We start from the raw sequence: 26,422 nt of genomic DNA on the forward strand, positions 1-26,422 counted from the left end.
TCCTTAGACTGTTTCAGTCTATGGACGGGGGTTTTTTGCGTGGAAAAGGAGGAAAAATAATGAGTATTTTTATTGGAGGAGCTTGGCCGTATGCAAATGGATCTCTGCATATCGGACATATTGCCAGTCTTTTGCCTGGAGATCTTTTGGCCCGCTACTACAGGCTTAAAGGAGAAAAGGTGCTGTACGTTTCAGGCAGTGATTGCAACGGAACACCTATTTCAATCAGAGCAAGGCAGGAGAACGTGGACGCAGCTGTGATTGCAGACCGCTACCACCGGGAATTTTCGGATTGTTTTAAAAAACTTGGATTCACGTATGACTGTTATACACGAACGGATTCGCTTCATCACCACAGGACTGTCCAGGAAATTTTCCTGTCCCTGCTTGAGAACGGGGCTCTTTACGAAAAAGAAACCTGGCAGGTATACTGCGGACATTGTGAACAATTTCTGCCCGACAGGTACGTGGAAGGCGTTTGTCCCTCCTGTTCATCCCGGGCAAGAGGAGATCAGTGTGACGTGTGCTCTGCCATTCTCGATCCGCTTGATCTGATTGACAAAGAATGCAAGCTTTGCGGGCATGAGCCTGAAGCAAGGGAGACAGCACACTATTATTTCAGTCTTTCTTCCCTCCAGAGTGCGCTGGAAGAGTATGCTCTCGATAATGGCTCAAACTGGCGGGAAAATGCCGTGAACCTCACAAAACGATACCTGGCAGAAGGCCTTCAGGACAGGTGTGCCACGCGTGATCTGCCGATAGGCGTACCAGTTCCGGTCAAAGGCTATGAAAAGAAAAAAATCTATGTCTGGATCGAGGCGGTATCAGGCTATCTATCTGCAAGCAGGCTCTGGGCGGAAGAAACCGGGCAGGACTGGGAAGAATTCTGGACGGATGATACTACCTCCTACTACGTTCACGGCAAGGACAATATTCCGTTTCACACCATCATCTGGCCTGGTATCCTTACAGCCCTTGGCGGACTGAAACGGCCGGAGCATATCATCTCCAGTGAATATGTAACCCTTGAAAAAAGAAAGCTGTCAACCAGCCAGAACTGGGCTGTCTGGGCACCTGATCTTCTTGAACACTATCATCCTGATTCCATCCGCTATTTCCTGACGATTAACGGCCCGGAAAAAAGAGACACCGATTTTTCGTGGAGAGAATTTATCCATTCTCATAACGGAGAGCTGCTTGGAGCTTTTGGAAATCTGGTAAACCGAACGTTAAAGTTTATTGAAAAGTCATTTGATGGAACTATTGCAGGCTGCAGTGATTCTTTGATTGATGACGAGATCAAGGCTCTCTTCGATCAGGCTGGAGCACTGATTGAAAGCGGTCAGTTTAAAGCCGCACTTGAAACCATTTTTGCTTTCATCCGGCATCTTAATAAATACTTTGACGAAAGGAAACCATGGATCTCGGTCAAACAAGATAAAGAAGACTGCCAACAAGTACTTTACACCTGTACACTGGCCATTGCCAACTTGTCGGTTATCCTGCAGCCTTTTCTGCCTTTTTCCTGCCTCAAATTACAGGAGACATTGAACCTGTCAGCGGAAGCATGGACATTTTTAGAGCAGCAGTCATTTACCGTTCAGGATGTAAAGCCCCTGTTTGAACGGATTGATCCGGAGAGAATTGAAGAGGAAACGAAAAAGCTTAAAAAGTAACATTCTCCGCAGCATAAAGAGAATGGCGCCACTATCGTGTACGCTATCCTTTGAAAATTTGCGGCGCTGGAGTGGCGCCACTAATATGGACGTTACCCCATGAAAAGTGGCACCACTACGGGGAATGACGCCATAAACGAAGGAGCCTTCACCCGGAAAATGGCGTCATTCTGCGTCTTTTGATTACTTCTTCTGATTCTTCCTGCACAAAAAAAACCAACCCTCATGGATTGGTTTTGTCTGTTAGTTACTGCTGCTAAATTTGTTATTAATCGGGGTGAAGAAATTGAGAGAGTCTAGACAGAAACTTCCCCTCTTAGCTTCTCAACCCCGTACCGTTTTAAAAACTTTGCAAAGTACTCCCTTTTCTTCCCGTTCGCCGCGTAAATATTAATGACTCTCTCAACAGCATGATAAAGCTGCGCGGGTGTGAGTCCTTCAAACAGCAGCGTTCCGGTCTGGGCATTCATGCCTTTAGCCCTGCCGCCGATGTACAGGTCATAGGAATCTTTCATTTTTATCACACCGATGTCGTTGACGAGAGGCTCACCGCAGGCATTTGGGCATCCGGTGTAGGCTGCTTTGAGCGGAAACGGAACCGGTTTTCCCTGTATTCTTTCGTTCAGTTCGATTGCGGTGGGCATCCCTTCTTCTTCAGCGCCTTTGCAGAAGTTGCAGGTGCGCAGGCTTTTGACAAAGCTTCCGACGGGATACCACTGCAGGCCGCAGAGCTGAAAGGCTGTTTTGGCTTCTTCCAGCTTGCTTTCAGGAATGTCGAGATAGAGCTGCTGAAAGGTTGTGAGCTCAAGTTCCTGGTCCTCTTCCATGTAGGCGGCAAGCGTCAAAAGCTGCCTGGCGGTCAACTTGGCACCGAATCCGATTCCTGCATTCACCGCCAATTTAACGGTTTTTTCTTCTGTGATCAACAGGTGCACACTCCCCGTTTTTCTTTTAAGTATACCAATCTGTCAGAAAAGTGTGAACAGCTATTTCCGGTTTTGATACCCTGACAGAAACGTTAAGATGGCATGGGCAGCAAGTCTGCTCGTCATATCCCTGAAGTCTACGGCCGGATCAATCTCTACGATATCAAGGGCTTTAACCTGCGGCGTTTCTCCAAGAAAACGCATGGCTTCAATCAGCATCCGCGCATCCATTCCTCCGGGGCCAATAGCCGGACACCCGGGGGCAAACGCCTGATCCATGATATCCATATCTAGAGAAACGTAAATTTGGTCTGTTTCTTTGAGCAGCTCGTGAACGGCTGTTTCCAAGATTGGCAGAATACCTTTTCCATAGACATCCTGCATCGTATAGATGCGGACGCCGTGCTGTTTTCCGTAATCCGTGTAGACTTTTCCATTGGAAAAATTACGGATACCAATCTGATGAAGATGACGACCTTCAAGGACGTCCTTTTCAATCAGCTGCCTGAAGGGCGTTCCGTTTGACGGTCCTCCATCTTCAAGGTTCCGGAGATCGTGGTGGGCGTCAAACTGGATGATCCCCGCTTTTCCCCTGGCCTCTTTAAAGCTTTTAAAAAGTGGGGCGGTGACAGAATGATCGCCGCCAAGGAAGATTGGAAGAATGTCAGAGTGTCTGTTCAGGATGCCTGCTGCTGTTTCTTCAATTCGTCTGATTGAATCTGACAGGTCGGTCACATGCATGGTGATATCCCCAAAATCTGTGATAGGCTTTATATCCATGTCATCCTGGACTGAATATGTGGTAAATGCGTTCATCATTTTTCGGATTGTCTGCGGGGCAAAAGATGCCCCGGAGTGGCTGATTGACGGTTTTGACAGGGGGACTCCGATCAGGCCGATGCCTGAAGCGTCTCCCTCTTTCCAATTTCCAAGCAGCTTTCCGGCCTTTGTTATGCCTCTGTCTGTAAAACCAGCCTCATGTGAAAGATAGGGAAGCCCGCTCATGACAGTCCCCCTTTTCATACACGACAGCGCCTTTTTTAATAACGGTCCCAACATGGTTCACACCAAAATGGTACGGAATGTATTCATAGTTGTCTGCGTTCCAGATGACAAGGTCCGCCTGCTGCATCGGGGCAATCACGCCTCTCTGTCCGCCGAGACCAATGGCATGGGCGGCATTTACCGTGACCGCATTCCAGATCTCCTTCACTGTCATTTTGTACATAACGGCAGCAAATGACATGATCAGCTGCAGGTTTTCAGTCGGACAGCTGCCGGGATTAAAGTCCGTTGCAAGGGTCACAGCGACGCCCTCATCAAGCATCTTCCTTGCCTTGGCATGATCCGGTTTGTTCAGGTAAAAAGAGGTTCCCGGAAGAAGACAGGCGATGACGCCGGTCTCTGCAAGACGCTTAATGCCTGCTTCTGATGCGCCTACCAGATGCTCTGCACTGACAGCGCCGAGCTCTGCGGCGAGTTCTGCCCCGCCCAGCGGGTCAATCTCATCAGCATGAATCTTAAGCCCAAATCCCCTCTGTTTAGCTTTTGTCAAAAAGGCACGCGACTGTTCGATTGTGAACACGCCTGTTTCGCAAAAAATATCAACAAACCGGGCCAGTTCTTCTTTTTCAATGACATCAAGCAGCTGAAGCATTTCGTCTAAGAACACTTCGGGCTGACCCTTGAGCTCTGCAGGAATGGCATGGGCGCCGAGAAAGGTGGAAACGACGTCGACAGGATGTTCCGCGTTTAATTTTTTGGCCGTTCTCAGCTGTTTAAGCTCAGCATCGGTTTCAAGTCCGTACCCGCTTTTTGCTTCAACCGTTGTCGTTCCGTATGACAGCATTTCATTCAGGTGCCCGGCTGCTTTTTTATAGAGATCCGCTTCGGTTGCGGCTCTTGTTTTTTCCACGGTCGAAAGAATCCCCCCGCCCCGCTTCAGGATTTCAAGGTATGGCACCCCCTGCTGCTTGAGGCCCATCTCATGTTCCCTTGATCCCGCAAAGACAAGATGGGTATGCGGGTCGATGAGACCGGGAGTGACAAGGCGGCCGCCGCAGTCAATCTGTTTGTCCGCCTCCCAGTCCGCAGCCGAGGATGTTGCTGCAATCTCTGCAACCTTGCCGTCCTTTATGGCTATGGACATGTTTTCAAGAACAATGAGCTGATCCATTTCTTTTCCGCAGAGCGGTCCTTCTTTTCCATAATCCATCGTCAGGAGCTGGCCAATATTCTCAAGTATTAAGTCGTATTGCATAATACCTCCTCCTATTCCTGCATCGGGATGCGGACATTGTGTTCTTTTGCAAAATCCTGGGCTTCCGCGTAGCCGGCATCTGCATGGCGGATGATGCCCATGCCCGGATCTGAAACGAGCACGCGTTCAAGCTTTTTCTTTGCAGTTTCCGTCCCGTCCGCCACCACGACCATGCCTGAGTGGAGGGAATATCCCATGCCGACTCCTCCGCCGTGATGGAAGGAAACCCAGCTCGCCCCTGCAGATGTGTTTACGAGCGCGTTCAATACGGCCCAGTCTCCGATGGCGTCGCTGCCGTCCTTCATCGCTTCTGTCTCCCGGTTCGGCGAGGCGACAGAGCCGCAGTCAAGGTGATCACGGCCGATGACAACCGGAGCCTTCAGCTCTCCTGTTCGGACCAGTTCGTTGATGGCGAGGCCCATCTTCACACGCTCTCCGTAGCCAAGCCAGCAAATCCGGGCAGGCAGCCCCTGAAAAGCAACGTGTTCATGAGCCATGTCAATCCAGCGAAGCAGGGCTTCGTTTTCCGGGAACAGCTCTTTAATGAGCTCATCCGTGCGGTGGATGTCAGCCGGATCTCCTGATAGAGCCGCCCATCTGAACGGACCCTTCCCCTCGCAGAAAAGCGGCCGGATATAGGCAGGAACAAATCCCGGGAAGGCAAAAGCATCTTCCACTCCCTCATCTTTCGCCACTTGGCGGATGTTGTTGCCGTAGTCGAAAACGATCGTTCCCCGCTTTTGCAGTTCAATCATGCAGCGGACATGCTCCGCCATCGATGCTTTTGATTTTTGAACATAAAGGTTTGGATGGTCCTGCTTCAGCTGCAGCGCCTCATCTACCGTCATTCCATGCGGGAAATAGCCGTTCAGCGGATCATGGGCAGAGGTCTGGTCGGTCAGAACGTCAATGTTGATCTTTCTTGCGAGCACTTCCTGTAGCACATCCACAGCATTTGCCACAAGGCCGATTGAAAGCGCGCGGCCTTCTGCCTTCGCTTCCTCCGCCCACTGCACCGCTTCATCAAATGAGTGCGTGAGCCTGTCGCAGTACTTGGTTTCAAGTCTTTTTTCAATTCTGCTTTGATCTGAATCTGCCGCAATGACTACGCCGCCGTTCATTGTCACAGCGAGCGGCTGCGCTCCTCCCATGCCCCCAAGTCCAGCCGTCAGCGTGATCGTCCCCTTCAGGCTTCCCCCGAAATGCTCGTTGGCTACAGCCGAGAAGGTCTCATATGTTCCCTGGAGGATGCCCTGCGTGCCGATATAAATCCAGCTGCCCGCGGTCATCTGCCCGTACATCGTCAGCCCTTTTTGATCAAGCTCATGGAAGTTCTCCCAGTCTGCCCATTTCGGGACAAGAACGGAGTTTGAAAGCAGAACGCGCGGAGCATGATCATGTGTTTTAAAAATCCCGACAGGCTTTCCTGACTGAATAAGCAGTGTCTCATCCCCTTCGAGTGATTTCAGCGAGCGGATAATGCCGTCAAGCGCCTCCTTGTTTCTTGCCGCTTTTCCAATCCCGCCGTACACAATTAAGTCTTCCGGCTTTTCCGCTACCTCAGGATCAAGGTTATTCATCAGCATCCGAAGTGCCGCTTCCTGCTCCCACCCTTTGCATTCAAGCTCTGTTCCCCGTTTTGCCCCCGTAAATTTCAATGTCATGATACAATTTCCCCCTTTGTGTCGTTATGATTTTTTTCAAACCGCTTCATATTTGTTTTTTTCAGAAGGGCTGCCGCCGCCTCGATATCTTTTGAGAACACCCGGTCCTTCGTGATGGCAGGGACAGCATTCCGGCCGTGAAAATAAAAGCGTCTCGTTGTATCCGCCATTTTTTCAATTCCCCTGTAAGCCGCCGCTTCCATGGCGCAAATGAGTTCGATCGCTAGCACTCTTCGCACATTCTGGATAATCTGATGGGCATGCCTTGAGGCGATCGTCCCCATGCTGACGTGGTCCTCCTGATTCGCCGATGACGGAATAGAATCAACGCTTGCCGGGTGGGCGAGTGTTTTATTTTCAGAAACAAGAGACGCCGCACAGTACTGCATGATCATGGCACCGGACTGAAGACCCGGCATCGGACTTAAGAAAGGCGGGAGGTCATTCAGCTGCGGATTGACGAGGCGCTCGATTCTCCGCTCTGAAATATTAGCAAGCTCAGCCATTCCCACTTTTAAAAAGTCCATCGCAAAGGCAATCGGCTGTCCATGAAAATTGCCGCCTGAAAGCACTTTTCTGCCTTCATCAAAAATGAGCGGATTATCTGTCGCTGCATTCATTTCGATTTCCAGCTTTTCTTTTACATATGACAGCACCTGAAGACTTGCTCCGTGTACCTGGGGAATGCACCTGAGCGAGTAGGCATCCTGCACCCTGAGCTCGCCCTGATGCGTCACGAGATAGCTGCCGTTTAAGATGCCTCTAATACGCTCAGCCACTTCTGTCTGCTCTTTATAGCCCCTGGCAAGGTGAATGTCTTCATCGAATGCATCAATGATTCCTCTTAATCCTTCCAGTGTCATGGACGCAATGTAATCCGCCTGAAGCGCAACCGATTCTGCTTCGATGTAATTGACAAGCCCCATCGCCGTCATGGCCTGTGTGCCGTTAATGAGAGCGAGGCCCTCTTTTGCCTGAAGAGTGACAGGTTCCAAGCCTGCTGTATGAAAAGCTTCAGCAGTCTCCATTTGCTTCCCCTGATAAAGGACCTCCCCTTCTCCCGCAAGGACAAGAGCCATGTGGGAAAGCGGAGCAAGATCCCCGCTTGCACCGAGTGATCCCTGCTGCGGCACAACAGGGTGAATCCTCTTATTCAGCAGCTCGGCAAGCAGCTCCAGCACTTCTTTGCGTACACCTGAAAAACCCTTCAGAAGTGCATTGAGCCTGAGCAGCAGCATGCTTCTTGATACTTCTTCGGGAAATGGATCCCCGACACCGCACGCATGGCTTCTGATCAGGTTGATCTGCAATTCTTCCACATGCTCGGCATCAATCAGTACATCACTGAATTTTCCGAATCCCGTGTTTATGCCGTACACAACTTTTTTCTGCGCCACAATGGCGTCGACCGCTTTCCTGCTTTTCTCGACTTTTCCCCATACATGCTGGGGGATATGCACTGCTTCTTTGTCATAGATAATCTTTCTGGCCGCTTCAATTGTTAAGGAATGTCCCGTTAATTCAATCATCCCGCTTCTCCTTTTTATAGAAAAATGACAAACAAAAAGGAGGCCATACCAATAGAAACACTCAAAACGTGTTTTCTACTGATACAGCCCCCTGCTATCTCATAACTATGGGCGCATCTTATATGTGGTTAATCCCAAGCCCCATTGCCTCATGCTCGGAGCCTTTCACCGGCGCACCGATGGTTCCGTACAATGCAATCGCAATCCATTCGCCTTCTGTTTCTGCCTCGTACGGTTTGCCTCTGACAACCGCAAACCTGAGACCGACTGTCCTGAGCACGCTTCCAAGCTGAACCTGGCCGCGCGTCACACCATGAAGCGCTTCCATAATCGCATGGTACAAAGCATGCGTTTCCCGGTATCCGTCGGGCGAAATCACGCCAGAACGCTTCGCTGCCGTTTCAATGGCCGCCACTACTTTCTGCGTCTCCATTGATCCTGTCTTGCCCAGGCAAAATTGAAATCCCTGTTCTTTCAGCTTTTCGCCGTACAGATGCTCCTCTTCTTCAAGCAGAACAAGCTGCATGGCATTTTTTCCGATACGGTGATCTGGCTGTATGCTCATAAGTCATTTCTCACTTCGTACTGAATTTTCTGATAAACTAGTGTCTATCGTTAGTTTATGATTGAATGAGAAAAGTGTCAAGGGGTTAATTGATGTCTGATCCAGTGCTGCTGAAACGGACCGAAAGAATGACTTTTGTGATCGCCCAGCTGCCCAGATGAACAAATAGGAGCAAAGACAGCATCATCGCAGGACTCAAATCCACTCCGAAAAGCAGAAGGGTAAAGAAAAAATAGATGGCAACCATCGTAAAGATCCATGCGATCGACCGTGATTTCTGTTCGATGAAATGAAACACTTCATCTACACCTCTTTTTTTCTTCGCAAAATAAAGACCAAGCCACCAGGCAACCAGACCCGCTGCCATTCCCCCGTATACCCCGATAAAAGCCCCAGCTGATTCCATCAAACCTCTCCCCCATCCTCAAAAATAAAAATCTCTTCAATTCTGCACGTAAACGAGTTTGCAATCTTAAACGCAAGTTCCAAAGACGGATTGTACTTGCCGGATTCAATCGCAATAATCGATTGTCTTGAAACACCAACCTGAACCGAAAGCTGTTCCTGAGTCATTCCTTTTTCTGAGCGCATTTCCCTGATTCTGTTCTTCATGTTCATCCACCTTGTAAAGCTTCCTTTACGTTAAGTTTACTTTACATGGAATAAAAAGTAAATCTTTTTTCCAGCTCAACAGAAAAAAAGAAGAGAAGCATACGCCCCTCTTCTTGCTTTCCATTCTTGCGGTTATCTCAATCCGTATGCCTTAATGACATCCTGCGTGATTTTATTGCCCGCATCATCCCATGCAGATGCTCTTAGTGACACATGTTTGCTGTTTTTTGGATTGTTGATTTTAGCGGTCCATTTATTTTCTGCTGTTTGCTCAAGCTTTACTGTTTTCCATGACTTTCCTTCATTGAAAGACACTTCGAGCGAAGCACCTTCCAATTTTCCGTACCCTTCAACTCCGTCCAGTTTTGCTGCAGAGAGTTCCAGATTCGTTGATGGTGCGGCCAATGCATCGCCGTACATATCCGTTTCAACCTTGTAGTCAAGAGAATAAAGCGGAAGCGGTTTACGGGAGTAATCTTCTATTCCAGACCAGAAGGTCCACTCCGTGTGTGTGCTGACTGAGGTATCCCAACGTTCCGGATCTCGCTTGGCACCCGTTACTAAACGGTATTGCTTTCTTTCTTCTGAAATGCCGCTGAATACATTTAAAGCCTGACTTGTTCCTTGTTTAATCAGGGTATCTCCCTGATAAAGCTTGTGTGTTTGATTTTTAACCGATTCATCATATTCCGTACCGCCTGTGTGTCCTTTGCCAGAATCTGCCCAGGCAGGAATGTTAAACTGGAACGAGTTCCCGCTGCGGAATGGTGTCCAATATCCGTCACCCAGGCGAGGACGGACGACTGGCGAGAACCATTCTTCCTGCAGTCTTTCTCCTTTTTTATAAGTCACAGCAGGCTGGCGTACAGACCAAGGACTGTCTAAAACTTCAGCCTGGTGATACCAACGTGTTCCTTCAACAGCTGAGACCCACTCGGTCCGAACAGAAGGAAATTGCATTTTGTACATGAAGCCCACTGCTCTGACCGTATGAGGGCGCAAATCAAAGCGGAATTCCCCGCCAGAAGTTTCCTGATCAGACTTATAGCGTGCATCAATCTTTACAAGTTCGCTATTCGAAGGAGCATAGGTCAGATCTTTTGGAATATTTTCACCATGAACGTCCATTAAATCATAGACATATGGCGTGTTTGTTTCACCTTCAACAAACAGCTTCAGATTGCCTGAACGTGCAGCCTTAATTACTTTGTCTCCTTCGCTCTTGCTTATGCCTGCAACAGCAAGGGGAATGTCTGTGTAATCCGGATTGCCTGCATATACGCTGAACTCCGTATCTTCATAATTGACGATGATTAATAGCTTAGCTCCTGCTGCATGTGCGGCAGCAGCCTGCTCTGAAGGAGTGACATCCGCATTGCGGTCAACAACGACAGCTTTGCCTTTTGCATTCAATCGCTCAAAATCAGCCTGGGATCCGCTGCCTGCATAAACCGTTGATAAGTTATATTTTCCATCGAGCAGCGTGCTGCCTGCTAAAGGAATATCATCAAGCACTTTATCTTTAAAGTGAATTTGAAGATAAGGCTTGATTAAACGCCAACGGGTCAGCATTTCAAATTCTCCGTTTTTCACTTTCTTTGTTGGAGCAGCATACAGTTTATCAATCCATACCGGCGCCAAGTACACGTGGTTCATCGTTTTGCCGTCAAGAGAGCGGTAATATTCCAGGCGCTGATAGCTTGGCTCTGTCTCTTTTGGCACATTCACTTTTATTTCGTTTGCTTTCCTTGCGTCAAATTCTACGGTTTTAGGTCCATCCAGTACAAATTCAGGGTTTCCGACTAATGCAACCCCGTGGTGGTCTGTAGTTGCATCTACTTCCATCATGGACATAGCGGAGTAAGTTCCAGGGCGCAGACGGAATTCTGCTTCTCCATTTACAGCGACGAACTCTGGAATCATGTCCTTGTTAACGAGACCAACGTATGCAAGGGCAGGCTTGCCGCTGCGGTCTTTAGCTGTCATTTTTAACGTGTATTTTTCCTCTTCTTTCACCGTGCCGAGTGAAGTATGAGCCACTTGTTTGCCGTTTTCAAGTGCCGTCAAATGACCTTCATACCGGGCTCCGGCTTCACCAAGCTGCGGATTAAGCGTGAGGGAAACGGTTTTAGTGCCTCCAGCCGGAACCACAATCTCGCTTTCAGATATCGTCAGCATGCCATCTGGTGCAGCGTTGCCGTTTGTATTTTTAAAATCAGCCTGAAGAGTTAATGTAACCGCTGTGTCCGAATCATTTGTATACGTGACCGTTTTTTGTACAGGCTGTGCATCCGCGTTCGGCCATTTAAAGAAACCGAATGACAGAGAACCCGTTGCCCTTACTTTGCCTGCTGCTGCAGCCGGCAGATCCAGACGGCCTGTGCCAATGTGATACGGAGAGTATGGCAATTTTTTCGATGTGCTCATCAGTGCTTCTTTTAACTGAGTGCCGCTCCAGCCAGGATTCTTCTGCAAAAGAAGCGCGGCAGCACCTGCAACGTGCGGTGTAGCCATTGACGTTCCATTTAAACTTTTATAATAGCCTGTTCCGGCAGAAAGTCCTGAGCGCGCGGCAACGATGCCGACTCCCGGAGCTGATAAGTCAGGTTTTAGCGCCTTATCCCCATAGCGCGGTCCTTTAGATGAAAAACCTGCAATCTTATCAGACTTATCAACCGCTCCAATTGTTAGCGCAGCATCTGCAGCTCCAGGTGATCCAATCGCCCCTTCCGCTGAATAATTCCCTGCTGCGATGACAAACAGAGTTCCTTTTTCTTCACTGATCCGGTTGACTGCCTGTGCCATCGGGTCCGTTCCATCAGAAGGTTCAGAGCTTCCGAGACTCATATTCACGATCTTCGCGTTTTCAGCTGCCCATTCCATGCCGTCGATGATCCATGAATCAAGACCGCTCCCTGAGTCATCCAGTACTTTTCCGACTACTAGACGAGCTTCAGGGGCAACCCCTTTATTCTTTCCTTCAGAAGCAGCGCCAGTTCCAAGGACGGTCGAGGCAACATGTGTGCCATGGCCGTGTTTGTCGTCAACCTGCTGGCCTGGAACAAAGCTTTTTGACGTTTCAATCTGGCCCGAAAAATCTGGGTGAGCCGGATCAATACCCGTATCAAGCACAGCTACTTTTACGCCTTCCCCTGTATAGCCGGATTCCCATACTTGCGGAGCACCGATCTGCGGCACGCTTTGTGCAAGAGATGCTTCTACTTTTCCATCCAGCCAGATTTTTTCAATTCCCTGTTCAAAAACAGCTGTTTCCGGTTTTGCTTTTGCTGAAGCTGCTGTCTCAGGGGTGATATCCTCCCAGAATGTTTCTGCCTCTTTTTTCGAAGCAGACAGTGCAGCTCCGTTTATACTTTCAAGAGTACGAACTTTTTTAGCCCCTTTTGGGTCTGATTTTACTTGAGCTGCCCGTGCTTTCGTCTCTTCATATTCCACGATTACGGGAAGAGAAGTGAGGCTTTTGTCGTCATAGCCATTTTCAATTAGTTCCGTTACGTTAAATAAATCCTTGTCCAATTTGTCAGCTGCCAAGTAAGGCATGGCCGAATTTGGAATCACGTACGTATCTTCACCAATGGTCAGAACTTGCGCTCCTGCACCGCTTCGATCGGCAGGCTCAACATTAATGGCGCTTTTGCCGTTTCCAATCTCTTGAACGGTCACCACGTCTCCTGTAATGAGAGTGATCTTGCGCTCGCCTTTCCCCGTTGTCTCATGAACGATGGCAGATTGATCCTTTTTTTCAGCACTTGGCTGATCAACAGCTTTGACGCTGCTGAACGTTGAGGACAGCATAACGGCAGATACAGATGTTGCGATTAGCGACTTTAAAACAGATTTTTTCACCAAACATCCCCCTAAAAAATTTAAATTGGTCCACTGCGCTCATCTGGATGCAATACACTTGAAAGAATGCGATCTCATAAGATGATTTGAATATGTTACTAGAATTGTATATTGCCGGAATGGAAGGTACAATCGGGGTTATTAAGCAGATATAGAGACCTATCTCGTATAAAAAATGAGAGGGATTTGAATAAAAACAGGAGGTATCTGATTCTAAATATCTAGTAAACGGGGTTTAAAATTGGGGTTTTTGTTTAATCGACCTTTTTTTACACATGAAAAAAGGAATCTCCTCTGACTGGAGATTCCTTACGTTTCGTATTTTAAAGAGTATTTTAAAGAGGAGATGATGCTGCCGCTTCTTTTTCTTTTAATAAAAGGCGGAACGTCTCCTGGTCTGAACCTGCAGGAAGCTCGTATGAATCTTTATACGTTTCACTTCCCTTGCCGGTCACAAGAATCCAGTCACCCGCTTCAGCCATTTCCCATACTTTTTGTATGGCAAGTGTCCGGTCAGGAATGATCACGTCTTCTTTTTTGCCGCATTCGACAAGATATGTTTTTAATTCCTCTGTCATTTCGGCCGGATTGACGCCGTTTAAATCATCAAATGTCAAAACAGAACGGTCGCTCATTCGTGATGAGATTTCCATCATTTCCGCCCGTTTGCTTTCATCGCGTCCGCCTCTGAATCCAAACACATGATAGATCCGCTTTGCTCCGCAGTCTCTTGCAGTTTTCAAAATGTATTCAAACGCATCTGCCGTATGGGCATAATCAATAACAGCTGTGGCGCCTTCCGGATGATTGTACATTTCAAAACGCCCTGGTACATCTTTAAACGTTCTGAAGCCTTCAATCAGCTTCGGCCCGTCTACGCCGATTTTACGCCCGGCCAAATACGCCATAGAAGCGTTATAGATATTATGAAGACCAGGAATGCTCATAGAAAAATGAAGTTTTTTACCCTTCTCTGTCACTTCAAAATCAGAGCAGTGAACATCATGTTCAGATGTGAACTGAAGGTCATCACTTTTAGAAGAACCAAAAGTGGACACCTCAATATTCCGCTCCCGCAGAATGCCGGTGAGCTTTTGTCCCCATTCATCATGCGTGCTGACAATGGCCTGTCCGCCCTGCTTCAGTTTTGAAAACAGCTGCTGCTTTACTTCAAAATATTCCTCTATCGTATTGTGATAATCGAGATGTTCATGAGCAAGGTTCGTAAAAAGACCAAGATCAAATTCGATGCCCTCGAGCCTTTTTTGCGAAAGCCCGTGAGAGGAAACCTCCATGATGACAACCTCGTCTTTGCTTTCAGCCAGTAACCGCTGCAGTTCGAGCGCATCCGGGGTCGTGTTCTTAGAGCTGTATGCCTGTCCATTGATGACATTGTGAACCGTGCCGAAAAGAGCGCATGAATACCCTGCGTGCTGCAAAATATGTCTCAGCATGAAAGAAGTGGTCGTCTTTCCGTTTGTGCCTGTAATGCCGATCATGATGTGTTTCCTTGAGGGATAGTCATAAAAGTGCGCCGCCAGATTGGCAAGTGAGTCTCTGCTGTTTTCCACCCTTATATACGGCACAGGCAAACCTGTCAGGTCTTTTTCTCCAACAACAGCCGCAGCCCCTCTTCTGATTGCATCCTCTATATAATCATGGCCATCCCGTGCATAGCCTGAGATCGCTGTAAATAAGCAGCCTTCCTTGACTTTGGCTGAGTTTGCTTCAATTCCCGTAATTTCACAAGCTCCCAGATCATCCTGATGAAAAATGGAATGACCGGTCTGCTCAAGCAAAGTTAGTAAATTCATCGTTGATCTCCTTATTTCATGGCATCCGTTCTGTTATGTTGCATCAAAAAGAGCATTGTTATCAATTATGCGTTTTGTGATACCATATTTGTTCGAAACCATTCCGTTTTTTTGAGGGAAGCGGAGGATGAAAATGTTGGATATTGTCGAAACAGGTCGTAAGGCGCGGACTTCAGGGTCAATTTTAGGCTGAAGGGTTCATGTATGATTGGCACTAACGGACAAAATGGAGCTAACTGTCCAAATCAGAGTTCTAACAAGCGGAAACTACTGTCTAACAATCCAAACTACTGCTCTAACAAGCGAATTTGCCATTCTAACAGTCCAACCTCGCATCCTTACAATCCAAACAGAAAAAACGGCTCCATCCAAGGAGCCGCCAACAAAAGGGGGATCTATATTAACTATTCACAACCTCTTTTTGAGAAAGCTTCACCTTTTCAGTGACCTTCTCTCCCTGCCGGTAGAATTCTACGTCTATTTCATCCCCGATCGCCGTTTGTGAATAGAGGAATTTGCGCAGTTCACCTGAGCTTTTGATCTTCGTGCCGTTCATGGCAACAATCACGTCTCCTTCTTTCATGCCTGCTTCAGATGCAGGAGAACCCGGGCTGACACCCTGTACAAACACGCCCTCTGTCACATCATTTGGAAGCTTCAGCGTATTTGTGCGGTACTGCTCCGGCACCTGGCTCAGATCAATCAGGCCGACCCCAAGAAACGGACGGTCAACTTTTCCCTTTTCAAGCAGTTCATCCACAATCGGCTGCAGATCATTGCTTGGGATCGCAAAGCCGATGCCTTCAACACCGTCCTGGGTAATCTTCAGGCTGTTGATGCCGATTACCTGACCGTTCATATTCAGCAGGGGACCTCCGCTGTTTCCCGGATTAATCGCAGCATCCGTCTGGATGACGCTCAAATCCCAATTTCCTTCAGACGTTTCAATCGGCACCGTCCGGTCTGTTCCGCTGATGATTCCTTCTGTCACTGTGCGGGAGAAATCAAGGCCGAGCGGATTACCGATCGCTACAACCCGTTCACCTGCGCGAAGCTTGCCTGAATCCCCGAACTGCGCGACAGCTTTTGCATATTTGCTGTCAATTTTCAACACAGCCGTATCTGTCAGCGGATCAGCACCCACCAGTTCAGCTTCTGATTTCTCGCCGTCCGAGTACGTTATTTCAATGCTGCTTGCGCCTTCAATGACGTGATTATTTGTAATGATGTAAGCCGTGTTCCCGTCTTTTTTGAAAATAACCCCGGAGCCGGTACCTGCTTCAGCGCTCTGCGTGCCGCCTCCAAAGCTGCGCTGCTGCTGTTTATTGGAAATACCGACAATCGCAGGGGACAGGTTTTCAACCATATCAGCAATATTATTCGTTGAACTGAGCGGCTGCGTATTTACCTCATTCGTGCTGTTTTCCTGAGCGGTGTTGGAATCAACAGAATAAGAAGGCTGATTGCTGCCGGTCTCTTCTTCAAAATACGGCTGAACACCAAGAACAAGCGCCCCGCCCACTACACCGCTGATAACCGATGAAAGAATGCCTCGCATTCTGGACGGCTTCTTCTGCGGCTGTACGTATCTGTTGGTCTCCCGTGATTCCTGCTCCATTGCCTCTTTCCGTTCCGTATCATCGTAATATCCCATCTTCATTCCTCCCGGTGAATTTCTTTGTTGACTCTACTATAAGAAATCTTTTTGGGAGAAAGATGAGAGAAATGTGGGAAATTGTAAGAAAAGCGGAATCGCTCGTTTAGCTCCGGGAGCCAGATAAGAATCCGGCGGAAAAGTCCGGGTTTGACTTTTTTGACGGATTTGTTCTGGCAGAGGAGTTGAGCGATGGAGCTGGACACCACGAAAAGCGGAATCAGCCGTTTAGCTCCGATAGGCAGATAAGAAATCCCCCAAAAAGTCCGGGCCCCGCCTTTTTGGGGGATTTTGTCTGACAGAGGAGTTGGCTGATTGAGCTAGACACCACGAAAAGCGGAGCCGACCGTTTAGCCCTGACAGGCAGAAAAGCAATCACCCGAAAAGTCCGGGTTTGACTTTTTGGGGGATTTTGTTCTGACGGAAGGGCTGGGAGGCGAAGCTAGACATCAAAAAAATGATTTCCCCTGCTCCCCCATAGTATAATGACCAATAAGAGGAGGGTGAATCAGAATGACATATTCGATTTTCCTTGTTGAAGATGAACAGAATCTCAATGATTTACTGACAAAATACCTTGAAAAAGAAGGATACAGCGTGACTGCTTTTACAGACGGAGAAAGCGCGCGTGCGGCAATAGACAGAACGCCTCACTTGTGGGTGCTCGATATTATGGTTCCCGGTGTAGACGGATATCAGCTTATCAAAGAGATCAAAGCGGCTTCACCGGATACCCCGGTTATTTTCATATCCGCACGGGATACGGATATTGACAGGGTGCTCGGCCTTGAGCTCGGAAGCGATGATTACATATCAAAGCCGTTTCTCCCGAGGGAGCTCGTCATCCGGGTTCAGAAACTCTTGACCCGTTTGTATAAATCCGCCCCGGCGAAAAATACGGTGACGCTGCCGCCATACACAATTGACGAAAGCATCCGTTCTGTTTCGCTTGACGGGCAAAATCTGAACTTAACATCAAAGGAATTTGACCTGCTTTTACTGTTCCTGCATAACAAAGGACAGGCCTTTTCACGCGAGCAGATGATTGAGCACATTTGGGGAAGTGATTATTTCGGGACGGACCGGGTCGTGGATGACCTTGTCCGGAGACTAAGAAAGAAAATGCCGGACTTGAAAATTGAAACCATTTACGGGTACGGATACAGGATGCTGACTGCCTGATGAAAAACAAATCCCTCGCCTTTCAGATCTGGATTGTTATTTCAGGCATCCTTTTATTAATTTCGCTTGTTTTAATGATCATTTTTCCGACAACCCTGAGAAACTTTTTTACAAATGAAATCTACAATACGATTGAAAACGAACAGCACATCCTGACCGAATACCGCCTGCAGGGGGATATGGATATGGACCCGCTGAATCCAAACGGCGAGAAGCTGTCTCCGGACCGCTCGGTTCAGCACATTATCCTTCCTGAAAATGCTCCTTTCTTTTATAACGAAAAAAAGCTTCCGCTCCGCTTTTTGCAGGAGACACAGTCTCTTGCAGCGAGACAGGAAGCCATTACGGAGGAATATTCACGCGTCATAGGCGATGAACGGCTCTTTTTTGTCATCAAAAAAGTCTCGCTCGACGGGCAGCCCGCCTTTTTGCTTTCCTATGCATGGGACTCCTACAGAAACGACCTTGTGCTGACCCTGTTCAAACAGCTTGTCCTTGTCATGATCATCGTCTTTCTGTTCAGCTGGCTTCCATCTATATGGCTTGCAAAATACCTGTCGCGCCCGCTTGTTTCACTCGAGAAGGATGTCAAACGGATATCCAATGAAGACTGGCATGAGCCTGTCATTCTTGAGCGCAGCGATGAAATCGGAAAGCTTGGTTCTTCCATTGAACAAATGCGTCAGAGGCTTGTGAAAAAAGATGAAGCCCAGCGCACGCTTCTTCAAAACATTTCCCATGATTTGAAGACTCCTGTCATGGTCATCAGAGGCTATGCAAAATCCGTCAATGACGGCATCTATCCGAAGGGCGACCTGACAAGCACGATGGACGTCATTGAAGAAGAATCAGAACGGCTTGAGAAAAAAATCAAAGACCTCCTTTACATCACAAAACTTGATTACCTCTCATCCCGGAATGCTTCAAAGGAAAAACTGTACTTGAACCGGATTGTCCAGGAGGTCATCGAACGCATCAGATGGAGCAGGCAGGAACTCGATTACAGCATCCAGCTTGAAGAAGCCGTCATACACGGAGACCAGGAGCTGTGGATGAAACTTCTTGAAAACCTGTTTGAAAATCAGCTGAGATATGCAGATACAATCATAGGTGCCAAGCTTACCCGGGAAGGCTCTGACTACCTGCTGAAAATCTGGAACGACGGCCCTCCGATTGAGGAGGATATTCTTGTGCACCTGTTCGAACCGTTCCACAAAGGAAGCAACGGAGAATTCGGCCTCGGTCTGAACATCGTCAAGCGCATTGCAGAGCTGCACGGAGGAAAAGTCTGGGCAGTCAATGAACATGGTTTGAGTACGTTTTATGTGAAGATTCCGGTGTGATAATCTGCAATTTATAAAAGCCCATGAGAAACGAAGCAAACCATTTCACACATGATATGGTTTGCTTTTTCATTACAAAATGAACGATTTGCACAGAGCTCCTATGTTAAAATGGAAATATAAGTTAATTAATTGGAGGGATGACAGATGGCTGAAATCATTTACCATGTTGCAGTTTCACTGGACAACTTTATTGCAGATCAAGGGATGATAGATGGAAATATTGATAAATCTCTCTTTTTATTCGAAGGGGATCATGTCCCGGATTTTTTATCAGATATTCAGCAATACGATGCAGTGTTAATGGGCGGAAAAACATATGAGTTTGGGTTTCAATTCGGCGCTAAACCGGGAGAACCCGGCTATAAAGGCATAAAACACTATATCTTCTCGAACTCCATGCAATTTGAGTCGAACGAGGAAGTCGAACTGGTCAAAGAAGATGCTATAGAATTTATTGAAAATCTTAAACAAAAAGAAAACGGAAAGATATGGCTATGCGGCGGCGGAGCGTTGGCTGGTTCCTTGCTTAAACATAAACTCATAAATCGATTAGTACTTAAGGTTAATCCAATTATGGTCGGTAAAGGCATTTCTCTGTTTGGCAGTGAGAAGCCAGTTTACAAATTAGAATTAGTGGACATAAAACAATATTCCAGCGGAGTCTTTAAAGCTGCTTACGATATTATTTATCCTTGATAGTCATAAAAGAGCAGACCTCAGCTAAGCTAATTGGTCTGCTCTTTTATTTGACCTTTATATTGCTGCTCAATATGATAGCGATCCGCAACTGAACCCAATACTCATTCACTGCCGATTCAGCAGTACCCGATCATTTTATTCTTTTGGCAGTATTGGCGGGCTAATTAACATCCCCTAAATATACCTTCTCAGGCTTTTCCCCCGCATGCAGCTTCATAATCTCATCTCTCACAGTGATAGGATATACCCTGTAATCCTTCAATGTTTCAACAGGAAGCCATTCCACTCCAACCTGCCCGTCATCCGGCACCGTTCCCGCTGATGGTTCAGGCTGCCCTTCTTTGATCGTGCAAAGAAACATCATGTCCAGTTGATGGAATCCATTGTCATCAAATCCGTGATTTCCGCCGACGTAATCTCTGACAAACACCAGCTCGTGAATGTCTACTTCCACCCCTATTTCTTCAAGACATTCCCTGCGCAGGTTTTCGTGCAGATTCTCTCCCTGTTCCTGTCCGCCGCCCGGCAGAATGTAATAGTAGCCCTGTTCATCCTCTTTCTTGATGGCAACAAGGTTTCCGTCCTTTAAAATGATGGCTTTTGATGCTGTCCGAACCATAGTGAAAATCCCCCTTGGAAAATAATAGCTTTTTTATTATAGAGGACTTTCCGGATTTCGAACAGGTATTTTAATAGCCGGTCGGCCAGTTGGCAAGCCTGCGCTCGCTTTTCGTTCCGTTTTTGTATGAAGCGTATTCCAGCGCCTTGCACAAATATTTCCTTGTATCTCTTGGATCAATGACATCATCGAGGTAGTGTTTGGAAGCTGCTTTATAGGGAGAACTGTCAAAAGCCCACTGCTCGAGCAGCTTTTTCCGTGCCTCTGTCTGATTGGTTTCTTCCTGCAGCTGTCTTCCAAACACAACATTAACCCCAACTTCAGGACCAGTGAAATTAATCTCGGCTGTCGGCCAGGCAAAAACGAAATCCGCTCCCATTGAAGGACCGCACATGTTTCCGTATGCTGCCCCGACACTTTTTCTGATGACAACTGAAATCTTAGGTACAGTGGACTGTGCAAGAGCCTGGTTCCAGATCATTATTTTAGTCGGCATTTTTTCGCGCTCAGCATCCTGGCTTATTCTAAATCCGGGAGTATCGTGCAGGAAAATCAGCGGAATATGGTAAGAATCACATAAACATATAAAATCAATGGCTTTATCGCACTCTTTCGGGCCAGCTGCACCCGCAAATTTCTTTGGCTGGTTGGCCACAATGCCCGCCGTTCTCCCTCCCATTCTCACAAAAGCCGTGATCAGGCCTTCCCCGTACGCCGCTTTATACTCAAACATCTCCCCTTCATCAGCGATGTCTTTAATCATCTCTTTCATATCATAGACTCTGTTTTTCTGTTTCGGAAGAATGTCAAGAACCCTTTCAAGCTTTCTGTACGGATCGTCATCTGTTTCTTTAAACATGGGTTCCTCCCCGCTATTCAGCGGCATATAGCTGAAGAATTTTTTCATCTGCAGGATGCATTCTTCTTCTGTATCGCCAAAAGAGTCTGACTGGCCTGTGTGATCCGCATGAACCCTCCATCCTCCAAGCTCTTCCGTTTCTACCTTTTGCCCGGTAGCCATAGAAAGCATTCTCGGACCTGCAATCGCCATGCAGGTCCCTTTCAGCATCGTGACGAAGTCAGATGAAACGGCCATCCATGTTGGGCCGCCGAAGCTGTCGCCTAGAATTGCCGTCATCAATGGAACCTGCCTCGAATGAGTCAGCATTTCCTGCGGGAAAAGCTTGTCGCTGATTCCGTCAGACCCCATTCCGTCAGGCATTCTGAGTCCTCCGCCTTCATTCAGGTTAAAAAGAGGAAGGCCCCTTTTCAAAGCATATTCATGAACTTTTTTTGATTTGCGGATATGGACGGCCCCCTCTGTGCCGGCAAAAACCGTTTTATCACCAGCCATTACAACGGCAGGCCTTCCGTCGACTTTTGCAAGACCTGTAATCAGACCGTCTCCGTAGCTTTTTTCAGCTGCGCCTTCCTTGTCTGAATGATTCAGCATTCCGAGCTCAAGAAAACTGTCATCATCTGCAAGCAAGGCAATTCTTTCTCTCGCCGTGTAAAACCCGCTGCTGTGCTGGCGGTCTATTTTGTCCTGTCCTCCTCCAAGGAGCGCTTTTTGTTTTCTTTTGTGCAAGTCAAGTACTGCATCATCCACCTCGTTTGCATATGTTTTCATTTCGCTGCCTCCCTCGTTGTTTTTAATTCCCTTCTCAATACTTTGCCTGAGCTTGTGGCAGGCAGGGCATCCAGAAATTCAACTTCTCCTGGTGATTTAAAGATGGCCATATGCGCTTTTGCCCATGTTAAAATTTCCTTCTCGGTTACCTTGCCCTTATATTCAGGAGCAAGCACAATAAAAGCTTTGACGCGTTCTCCCTTTTCTTCATCGGGCATTCCGATTGCCGCACTTTGCATAACTGCGGGATGCTCGTTCAGCAGCGCCTCGACATCTTCAGGAAACACACTGTAGCCTGACGTTTTTATCATCTCTTTCAATCGACCGTAAAAGTAAAGATAGCCATCCGGATCCAGCATTCCGATATCCCCTGTCCTCACGTAGCCGTTAACAATTGTTTTCAGTGTTTCATCCGGTCTGTTCAAATATCCTTTAAAAATTCCCGGATTGCGGACCGCGATTTCTCCGCGCTGTCCCTGTTCGCACGGCTGACCGGTTTCAGGATCCACGATCAGAATGTGATTTTGATAGACCGGTATTCCGCAGCTTCCAAACTTAATCTTATCCTTCGGCATGAAGGTATCACATGTATGGGTTTCGCTGAGTCCGTAAGATGCCTCATGCATCAGGCATCCTTTTGTAAACTCTCTCCATTTGTCAGCAAGGTTCTCTGTTACGGCCGTTCCAAAACTTGTCGCCGGATTATGCTTTAAGGAAGATAAATCTCTGTCTTTTGCTCCAGGTGTCTTCAAAATCGCCGCATTCATGGGGGCAATGCTGTACCAGACAGTCACTTTATAGGTTTCAATTGCTTCAGCGGCCGTTTCTGGGTCGAACCTTGTCAGGAGGATGCACGTGTTTCCTGTATAAACAGGAATGTTTACTCCCATGACCATCCCTGCGATATGGCAGAGAGGGGCTGCGGCAAGAGAAACATCCTGTTCCCCCATCTCATTTGCCTGAGCTGTTGCCGCCGTTTTATAAAGGGAACTTCCGCATGTGAGCAGGGCTCCTTTTGGTCTTCCTGTTGTTCCCGAAGTAAAAACCATCAGACCTTCGCCTTCCCATAAATCAATAGGAGCACTCTCTTCCAGCGGGTCCTCATACTGAAAAATATCCTGAATATCCTTGGCGGACGAGTCTTTTTGTTTTTGTCTTTCCAAATCGGAAGGGAGCTTAAAGATTGGAGCATTAGGCAGAAAATCCCCGTAGTGAGCCGTTACAGCCAATAGGTCGGTCTTATTTGATTCTGCGGCTGCTTTTACTCTTTGAAACAGCTCATCTCCTGCAATAACTGCTTTCATGCCTGACTCTTTCAGAAAATAAGACAGTTCGGATTCTTTGTACATCGGATTAAGAGGAACTGCCACACCGCCAATTTTTTGAATGGCGTAGTGGGCGATGATATACTGCGGACAATTTTGCATATACAGCCCAACAGCATCCCCCTGCCCAATTCCATTGCGGCTCAGATATGCTGATAATTGGCAGGTTTTTTTGTAGAGCTCTCTCCACGTAATCTTATTTCCATAGTAAGTATAGGCTGCCGAGTCAGGCTTTTCTTCAGCGTGTCTCTTCATGTACTCATGAAGCGGCTTTTCTCCCTGTTGATAGATAAGCGTTTCAGAAAGATAATCTGGCCAATAAGCTGTCATCTTCATTCCCCATTTCATTGAGATCTTCAGACTGACCGGTTAGTATGTTATTCTCTTATTATACAAATAGATCGTTGTCAGAGAAATGATTATGTTAAATTTTTCTATAATCATGCTAAAATAAAAAGAAAACAACAGGAGGCTCCACCACTTGAAACTTCCAGTCTGCACATCCTGCCGCTATTCCTTCTCATGGAAGGAAACGCTTATGACATCACTGAAATTCACCCGAATCCTAACCTGCCCTAAATGCGGCACAAAGCTGTATCCGACACCGAAATCACGGACAAAAGGAACGCTTCTTATTGCCGGTCCGATTATTGCTGCAAGCGTGATCTGCACAATGTTTGGTGCAGCAACAAGTGTGAGAATAGGCGCCATCGTTGCTGCCGGTCTTTTATCTGTTCTTTTATCGCCTTATTACTATGAATATATTGAAGAGGACAAGCCGCTTTGGTAGAGGCAGAGTTTTGCTTTGCATTGATGAATGATGCATTAAAAGAGGTTATTTTTAACGGAGACCCGAAGAGGGCACCTGACACAAGTGCTGAAGTAACGCCAGCCAGCAAGTCAGGGAGCGGCCCCTTTCACTTTATTCAATAGCGAAATACCCAAAGGATTTACTTTGGGTATTTGTTTTTTAACGAGGAAGAAGAAAAAAATACTCTCTTTAAAATCCTTTAAAAAATGCATTGAGAACAAAAATCAAATCAAAAAAGAGAATAATAAAGAACGCCTCTGCCGTGTGTTTCTTTTCCGCTTTCTTTTGATTGATAATCTCTTTATATTTCTTATCTATGAGCCTTTTTTTATCGTTCCTTTGCATAAATTTCTCCTTCATTCCCGTGGGAGGAAACTGGTCTGAAAGTTTTTTCTTAGATAACGGCCTAACCTTCTTCTATAAATTCTTTCTTTCCTGATACCTCGGAATCAGCAAAAATCCCGCTATGAAACTGACAAACGAAGCGATTCTCACAGTATCGTACAGTTCGTGGTTTTGAAACCACAGAACATTGATTGCCATAACAATAGCACCAAGTAAAATAAGGACAGCTCCGATAAATCTCCTGGACATCATTTTCCATCTCCCTTCAGAAGTGATTATACACCAAGAGTAATATTTTTCCATAAAAAAATACCGCTCTATTAGCGAGCGGCACACCTGTCTATTCTCCTCTAGGTCCAATCATATCAAGCGGATTCACATATTCATCAAATTCGGATGCGGTCAGAAGATTCAGCTTTACGGCTGCTTCTTTAAGCGTTATTCCCTCTTTATGGGCTTCCTTGGCAATTTTCGCTGCATTTGCATATCCGATATGAGGGTTCAAGGCCGTGACAAGCATCAGAGATTCATTCAGATTCTTCTCAATGACTGCTAAATTTGGCTTTATGCCGATGGCACAGTGGTCGTTAAATGAGTGGATTGAATCTGATAAAAGCCTGACAGACTGCAGAAAATTATAAATGATCACCGGTTTGAACACGTTGAGTTCAAAGTTTCCCTGACTTGCAGCAAAGCCGATTGCTGCATCGTTTCCCATCACTTGAGCGGCGACCATGGTAATGGCTTCGCTTTGAGTCGGATTGACCTTTCCGGGCATGATGGAGCTTCCTGGTTCATTTTCAGGAATGGTAATTTCGCCGATTCCGCACCGTGGTCCGCTTGAAAGCCACCTGACGTCGTTTGCAATCTTCATTAAATCGGCTGCGAGCCCCTTAAGCGCACCATGCACAAACACGATTTCATCATGGCTTGTGAGGGCGTGGAACTTATTTTCCGACGTCTGGAATTTCGTCGCAGTATAGAGGCTTATTTCCTCAGCCACAAGCCTTCCGAAATCCGGATGCGCATTAATACCCGTCCCTACCGCCGTTCCTCCGATGGCGAGGTCGCGCATCTTTTCAACAGAAAGCCTGATCATGTCCTTGGACTTGTGAAGCATGTGAACCCAGCCGCTGATTTCCTGGCCAAGAGTAAGCGGTGTAGCATCCTGCAGATGGGTTCTACCAATCTTCACGACATCTTCATTTTCCTTTGATTTATTCAGGAGTGTCAGATAGAGTTTATCAATGGCGGGAATAAGAGAATCAAAAACAGCAAGCACTCCTGCCACGTGCATCGCGGTAGGGAATGTGTCATTGGAGCTCTGCCCCATATTCACATCATCATTTGGATGAACGGTCTCATCCGTTTCTCTCAGCAATTCGTTTGCCCTGTTCGCGATGACTTCATTGACGTTCATGTTGCTCTGGGTACCGCTGCCGGTCTGCCAGACAACAAGCGGAAAATGTCCGTCCAGCCTGCGGGCCAGAATATCGTCACACACCTGTACAATTGCCTGCTCTTTCGCGTCGCTCAGCATGCCAAGGCTGCTGTTCACCTTAGCAGCACTTCTCTTTAGAATCGCAAACGCATCAATCATCTCGATCGGCATGCGCTCTGTCCCAATCTTAAAGTTTTCTTTGCTCCGCTGCGTTTGGGCACCCCAAAACTTATCAGCAGGAACCTTGATCTCACCCATTGTGTCTTTTTCAATACGAAAATCCATGCTTCCACCTCCGTCTCTTTTTCTTTACCCTTTTTATTCAAGAAATGTTCATATAAACCTTTCATTCTCCCCATTTTCCTGCTGGATTTTTTGATAAAATAAAGAAGCAGAGGAAAATCTGCTCATATTAAAAGACCCGTATATCAAGCTTAAACCGGTTAATCAAACGTTTGTT

General features: G+C 47.1%; 22 protein-coding genes and 1 other annotated feature (1 of these 23 only partly in view). Of the genes, 5 read left to right on the forward strand and 17 right to left on the reverse strand.

What is annotated here, in order from left to right; translation table 11 throughout:
* Nucleotides 1-8: a binding site (T-box leader), on the forward strand (it extends 250 nt beyond the left edge of the window).
* A gap of 51 nt (nucleotides 9-59) precedes the next feature.
* Complete coding sequence (gene metG / locus JOJ89_RS18370; RefSeq protein WP_203288861.1) at nucleotides 60-1,676, forward strand: methionine--tRNA ligase; 1,617 nt, start codon at nucleotides 60-62, stop codon at nucleotides 1,674-1,676.
* Nucleotides 1,677-1,972: 296 nt separating this feature from the next.
* Here metG and JOJ89_RS18375 read toward each other — a convergent pair whose 3' ends face one another.
* The 11 genes from JOJ89_RS18375 to JOJ89_RS18425 form a co-directional block, all read right to left on the reverse strand.
* A complete protein-coding gene (locus JOJ89_RS18375) occupies nucleotides 1,973-2,602 on the reverse strand; it encodes a nitrite reductase (protein WP_203288863.1) in 630 nt (209 codons plus the stop codon).
* A 60-nt stretch (nucleotides 2,603-2,662) separates the two neighbouring features.
* A complete protein-coding gene (hutG, locus tag JOJ89_RS18380) occupies nucleotides 2,663-3,607 on the reverse strand; it encodes a formimidoylglutamase (protein ID WP_203288865.1) in 945 nt (314 codons plus the stop codon).
* Nucleotides 3,579-4,862: an imidazolonepropionase gene (gene hutI / locus JOJ89_RS18385; RefSeq protein ID WP_203288867.1), complete on the reverse strand. Its 1,284-nt coding sequence runs from the start codon at nucleotides 4,860-4,862 to the stop codon at nucleotides 3,579-3,581. The genes hutG and hutI overlap by 29 nt, the downstream gene beginning before the upstream one ends.
* Before the next feature lie 11 nt (nucleotides 4,863-4,873).
* On the reverse strand, nucleotides 4,874-6,526 hold the full coding sequence (gene hutU / locus JOJ89_RS18390) for a urocanate hydratase (RefSeq protein WP_203288869.1): 1,653 nt from the start codon (nucleotides 6,524-6,526) through the stop codon (nucleotides 4,874-4,876).
* Nucleotides 6,523-8,055 carry a histidine ammonia-lyase gene (gene hutH, locus JOJ89_RS18395; protein ID WP_203288871.1) on the reverse strand — a complete coding sequence of 511 codons (1,533 nt, stop codon included), beginning with the start codon at nucleotides 8,053-8,055 and terminating at the stop codon, nucleotides 6,523-6,525. Before hutH ends, hutU begins: the two co-directional genes overlap by 4 nt.
* Before the next feature lie 118 nt (nucleotides 8,056-8,173).
* Complete coding sequence (gene hutP / locus JOJ89_RS18400; RefSeq protein ID WP_029284403.1) at nucleotides 8,174-8,620, reverse strand: histidine utilization transcription antiterminator HutP; 447 nt, start codon at nucleotides 8,618-8,620, stop codon at nucleotides 8,174-8,176.
* Between the two features lie 85 nt (nucleotides 8,621-8,705).
* Complete coding sequence (locus tag JOJ89_RS18405) at nucleotides 8,706-9,026, reverse strand: hypothetical protein (protein ID WP_051827382.1); 321 nt, start codon at nucleotides 9,024-9,026, stop codon at nucleotides 8,706-8,708.
* The gene (locus JOJ89_RS18410) at nucleotides 9,026-9,232 is read right to left on the reverse strand and encodes a helix-turn-helix transcriptional regulator (RefSeq protein ID WP_029566726.1); all 207 of its coding nucleotides are present in this window, start codon (nucleotides 9,230-9,232) and stop codon (nucleotides 9,026-9,028) included. The genes JOJ89_RS18405 and JOJ89_RS18410 overlap by 1 nt, the downstream gene beginning before the upstream one ends.
* 132 nt (nucleotides 9,233-9,364) lie before the next feature.
* On the reverse strand, nucleotides 9,365-13,096 hold the full coding sequence (locus JOJ89_RS18415; protein ID WP_242524631.1) for a S8 family peptidase: 3,732 nt from the start codon (nucleotides 13,094-13,096) through the stop codon (nucleotides 9,365-9,367).
* Nucleotides 13,097-13,431: 335 nt separating this feature from the next.
* A complete protein-coding gene (locus tag JOJ89_RS18420) occupies nucleotides 13,432-14,910 on the reverse strand; it encodes a UDP-N-acetylmuramoyl-L-alanyl-D-glutamate--2,6-diaminopimelate ligase (RefSeq protein WP_203288873.1) in 1,479 nt (492 codons plus the stop codon).
* Nucleotides 14,911-15,310: 400 nt separating this feature from the next.
* Nucleotides 15,311-16,564: a S1C family serine protease gene (locus JOJ89_RS18425; protein ID WP_051865598.1), complete on the reverse strand. Its 1,254-nt coding sequence runs from the start codon at nucleotides 16,562-16,564 to the stop codon at nucleotides 15,311-15,313.
* Between the two features lie 513 nt (nucleotides 16,565-17,077).
* Here JOJ89_RS18425 and JOJ89_RS18430 point away from each other — a divergent pair.
* The 3 genes from JOJ89_RS18430 (at nucleotide 17,078) to JOJ89_RS18440 (ending at nucleotide 19,788) form a co-directional block, all read left to right on the forward strand.
* Entirely contained in the window at nucleotides 17,078-17,746 is a 669-nt protein-coding gene (locus tag JOJ89_RS18430; protein WP_203288875.1) for a response regulator transcription factor, read from the forward strand.
* Complete coding sequence (locus JOJ89_RS18435) at nucleotides 17,746-19,089, forward strand: sensor histidine kinase (RefSeq protein WP_203288877.1); 1,344 nt, start codon at nucleotides 17,746-17,748, stop codon at nucleotides 19,087-19,089. Before JOJ89_RS18430 ends, JOJ89_RS18435 begins: the two co-directional genes overlap by 1 nt.
* Before the next feature lie 147 nt (nucleotides 19,090-19,236).
* Nucleotides 19,237-19,788: a dihydrofolate reductase family protein gene (locus JOJ89_RS18440; protein ID WP_203288879.1), complete on the forward strand. Its 552-nt coding sequence runs from the start codon at nucleotides 19,237-19,239 to the stop codon at nucleotides 19,786-19,788.
* A 163-nt stretch (nucleotides 19,789-19,951) separates the two neighbouring features.
* Here the strand turns inward: JOJ89_RS18440 and JOJ89_RS18445 are convergent, their stop codons facing one another.
* From JOJ89_RS18445 to JOJ89_RS18455, 3 genes are all read right to left on the reverse strand, one after another.
* Nucleotides 19,952-20,410: an NUDIX domain-containing protein gene (locus tag JOJ89_RS18445; protein ID WP_203288881.1), complete on the reverse strand. Its 459-nt coding sequence runs from the start codon at nucleotides 20,408-20,410 to the stop codon at nucleotides 19,952-19,954.
* 70 nt (nucleotides 20,411-20,480) lie between these two features.
* Nucleotides 20,481-22,040 carry an acyl-CoA carboxylase subunit beta gene (locus tag JOJ89_RS18450; RefSeq protein WP_029566865.1) on the reverse strand — a complete coding sequence of 520 codons (1,560 nt, stop codon included), beginning with the start codon at nucleotides 22,038-22,040 and terminating at the stop codon, nucleotides 20,481-20,483.
* The gene (locus JOJ89_RS18455) at nucleotides 22,037-23,701 is read right to left on the reverse strand and encodes an AMP-binding protein (RefSeq protein WP_203290387.1); all 1,665 of its coding nucleotides are present in this window, start codon (nucleotides 23,699-23,701) and stop codon (nucleotides 22,037-22,039) included. The genes JOJ89_RS18450 and JOJ89_RS18455 overlap by 4 nt, the downstream gene beginning before the upstream one ends.
* Before the next feature lie 145 nt (nucleotides 23,702-23,846).
* Here JOJ89_RS18455 and JOJ89_RS18460 point away from each other — a divergent pair, with 145 nt between their 5' ends.
* Entirely contained in the window at nucleotides 23,847-24,155 is a 309-nt protein-coding gene (locus JOJ89_RS18460) for a TIGR04104 family putative zinc finger protein (protein WP_203288883.1), read from the forward strand.
* Between the two features lie 210 nt (nucleotides 24,156-24,365).
* Here JOJ89_RS18460 and JOJ89_RS18465 read toward each other — a convergent pair whose 3' ends face one another.
* The 3 genes from JOJ89_RS18465 to fumC all read right to left on the reverse strand — a co-directional run bounded on the left by JOJ89_RS18465 (nucleotide 24,366) and on the right by fumC (nucleotide 26,247).
* Nucleotides 24,366-24,521 carry a hypothetical protein gene (locus JOJ89_RS18465; protein ID WP_203288885.1) on the reverse strand — a complete coding sequence of 52 codons (156 nt, stop codon included), beginning with the start codon at nucleotides 24,519-24,521 and terminating at the stop codon, nucleotides 24,366-24,368.
* 72 nt (nucleotides 24,522-24,593) lie between these two features.
* Nucleotides 24,594-24,773 (reverse strand): hypothetical protein, encoded by a 180-nt coding sequence (locus JOJ89_RS18470; protein ID WP_203288887.1) that lies wholly within the window; start codon nucleotides 24,771-24,773, stop codon nucleotides 24,594-24,596.
* An 88-nt stretch (nucleotides 24,774-24,861) separates the two neighbouring features.
* The gene (gene fumC, locus JOJ89_RS18475) at nucleotides 24,862-26,247 is read right to left on the reverse strand and encodes a class II fumarate hydratase (protein WP_029284433.1); all 1,386 of its coding nucleotides are present in this window, start codon (nucleotides 26,245-26,247) and stop codon (nucleotides 24,862-24,864) included.
* Between the last annotated feature and the right edge of the window lie 175 nt (nucleotides 26,248-26,422).

The sequence above is a fragment of the Metabacillus sp. cB07 genome, assembly GCF_016839225.1.
Lineage (GTDB): Bacteria > Bacillota > Bacilli > Bacillales > Bacillaceae > Bacillus_P > Bacillus_P indicus.

Coding starts and splice junctions, on each gene's coding strand:
- metG (WP_203288861.1), top strand. CDS start 60: ATGAGTATTTTTATTGGAGGAGCTTGGCCGTATGCAAATGGATCTCTG.
- hutG (WP_203288865.1), bottom strand. CDS start 3,607: ATGAGCGGGCTTCCCTATCTTTCACATGAGGCTGGTTTTACAGACAGA.
- hutI (WP_203288867.1), bottom strand. CDS start 4,862: ATGCAATACGACTTAATACTTGAGAATATTGGCCAGCTCCTGACGATG.
- hutU (WP_203288869.1), bottom strand. CDS start 6,526: ATGACATTGAAATTTACGGGGGCAAAACGGGGAACAGAGCTTGAATGC.
- hutH (WP_203288871.1), bottom strand. CDS start 8,055: ATGATTGAATTAACGGGACATTCCTTAACAATTGAAGCGGCCAGAAAG.
- hutP (WP_029284403.1), bottom strand. CDS start 8,620: ATGAGCATACAGCCAGATCACCGTATCGGAAAAAATGCCATGCAGCTT.
- JOJ89_RS18405 (WP_051827382.1), bottom strand. CDS start 9,026: ATGGAATCAGCTGGGGCTTTTATCGGGGTATACGGGGGAATGGCAGCG.
- JOJ89_RS18410 (WP_029566726.1), bottom strand. CDS start 9,232: ATGAAGAACAGAATCAGGGAAATGCGCTCAGAAAAAGGAATGACTCAG.
- JOJ89_RS18420 (WP_203288873.1), bottom strand. CDS start 14,910: ATGAATTTACTAACTTTGCTTGAGCAGACCGGTCATTCCATTTTTCAT.
- JOJ89_RS18425 (WP_051865598.1), bottom strand. CDS start 16,564: ATGGGATATTACGATGATACGGAACGGAAAGAGGCAATGGAGCAGGAA.
- JOJ89_RS18430 (WP_203288875.1), top strand. CDS start 17,078: ATGACATATTCGATTTTCCTTGTTGAAGATGAACAGAATCTCAATGAT.
- JOJ89_RS18435 (WP_203288877.1), top strand. CDS start 17,746: ATGAAAAACAAATCCCTCGCCTTTCAGATCTGGATTGTTATTTCAGGC.
- JOJ89_RS18440 (WP_203288879.1), top strand. CDS start 19,237: ATGGCTGAAATCATTTACCATGTTGCAGTTTCACTGGACAACTTTATT.
- JOJ89_RS18445 (WP_203288881.1), bottom strand. CDS start 20,410: ATGGTTCGGACAGCATCAAAAGCCATCATTTTAAAGGACGGAAACCTT.
- JOJ89_RS18450 (WP_029566865.1), bottom strand. CDS start 22,040: ATGAAAACATATGCAAACGAGGTGGATGATGCAGTACTTGACTTGCAC.
- JOJ89_RS18455 (WP_203290387.1), bottom strand. CDS start 23,701: ATGAAGATGACAGCTTATTGGCCAGATTATCTTTCTGAAACGCTTATC.
- JOJ89_RS18465 (WP_203288885.1), bottom strand. CDS start 24,521: ATGCAAAGGAACGATAAAAAAAGGCTCATAGATAAGAAATATAAAGAG.
- JOJ89_RS18470 (WP_203288887.1), bottom strand. CDS start 24,773: ATGATGTCCAGGAGATTTATCGGAGCTGTCCTTATTTTACTTGGTGCT.
- fumC (WP_029284433.1), bottom strand. CDS start 26,247: ATGGATTTTCGTATTGAAAAAGACACAATGGGTGAGATCAAGGTTCCT.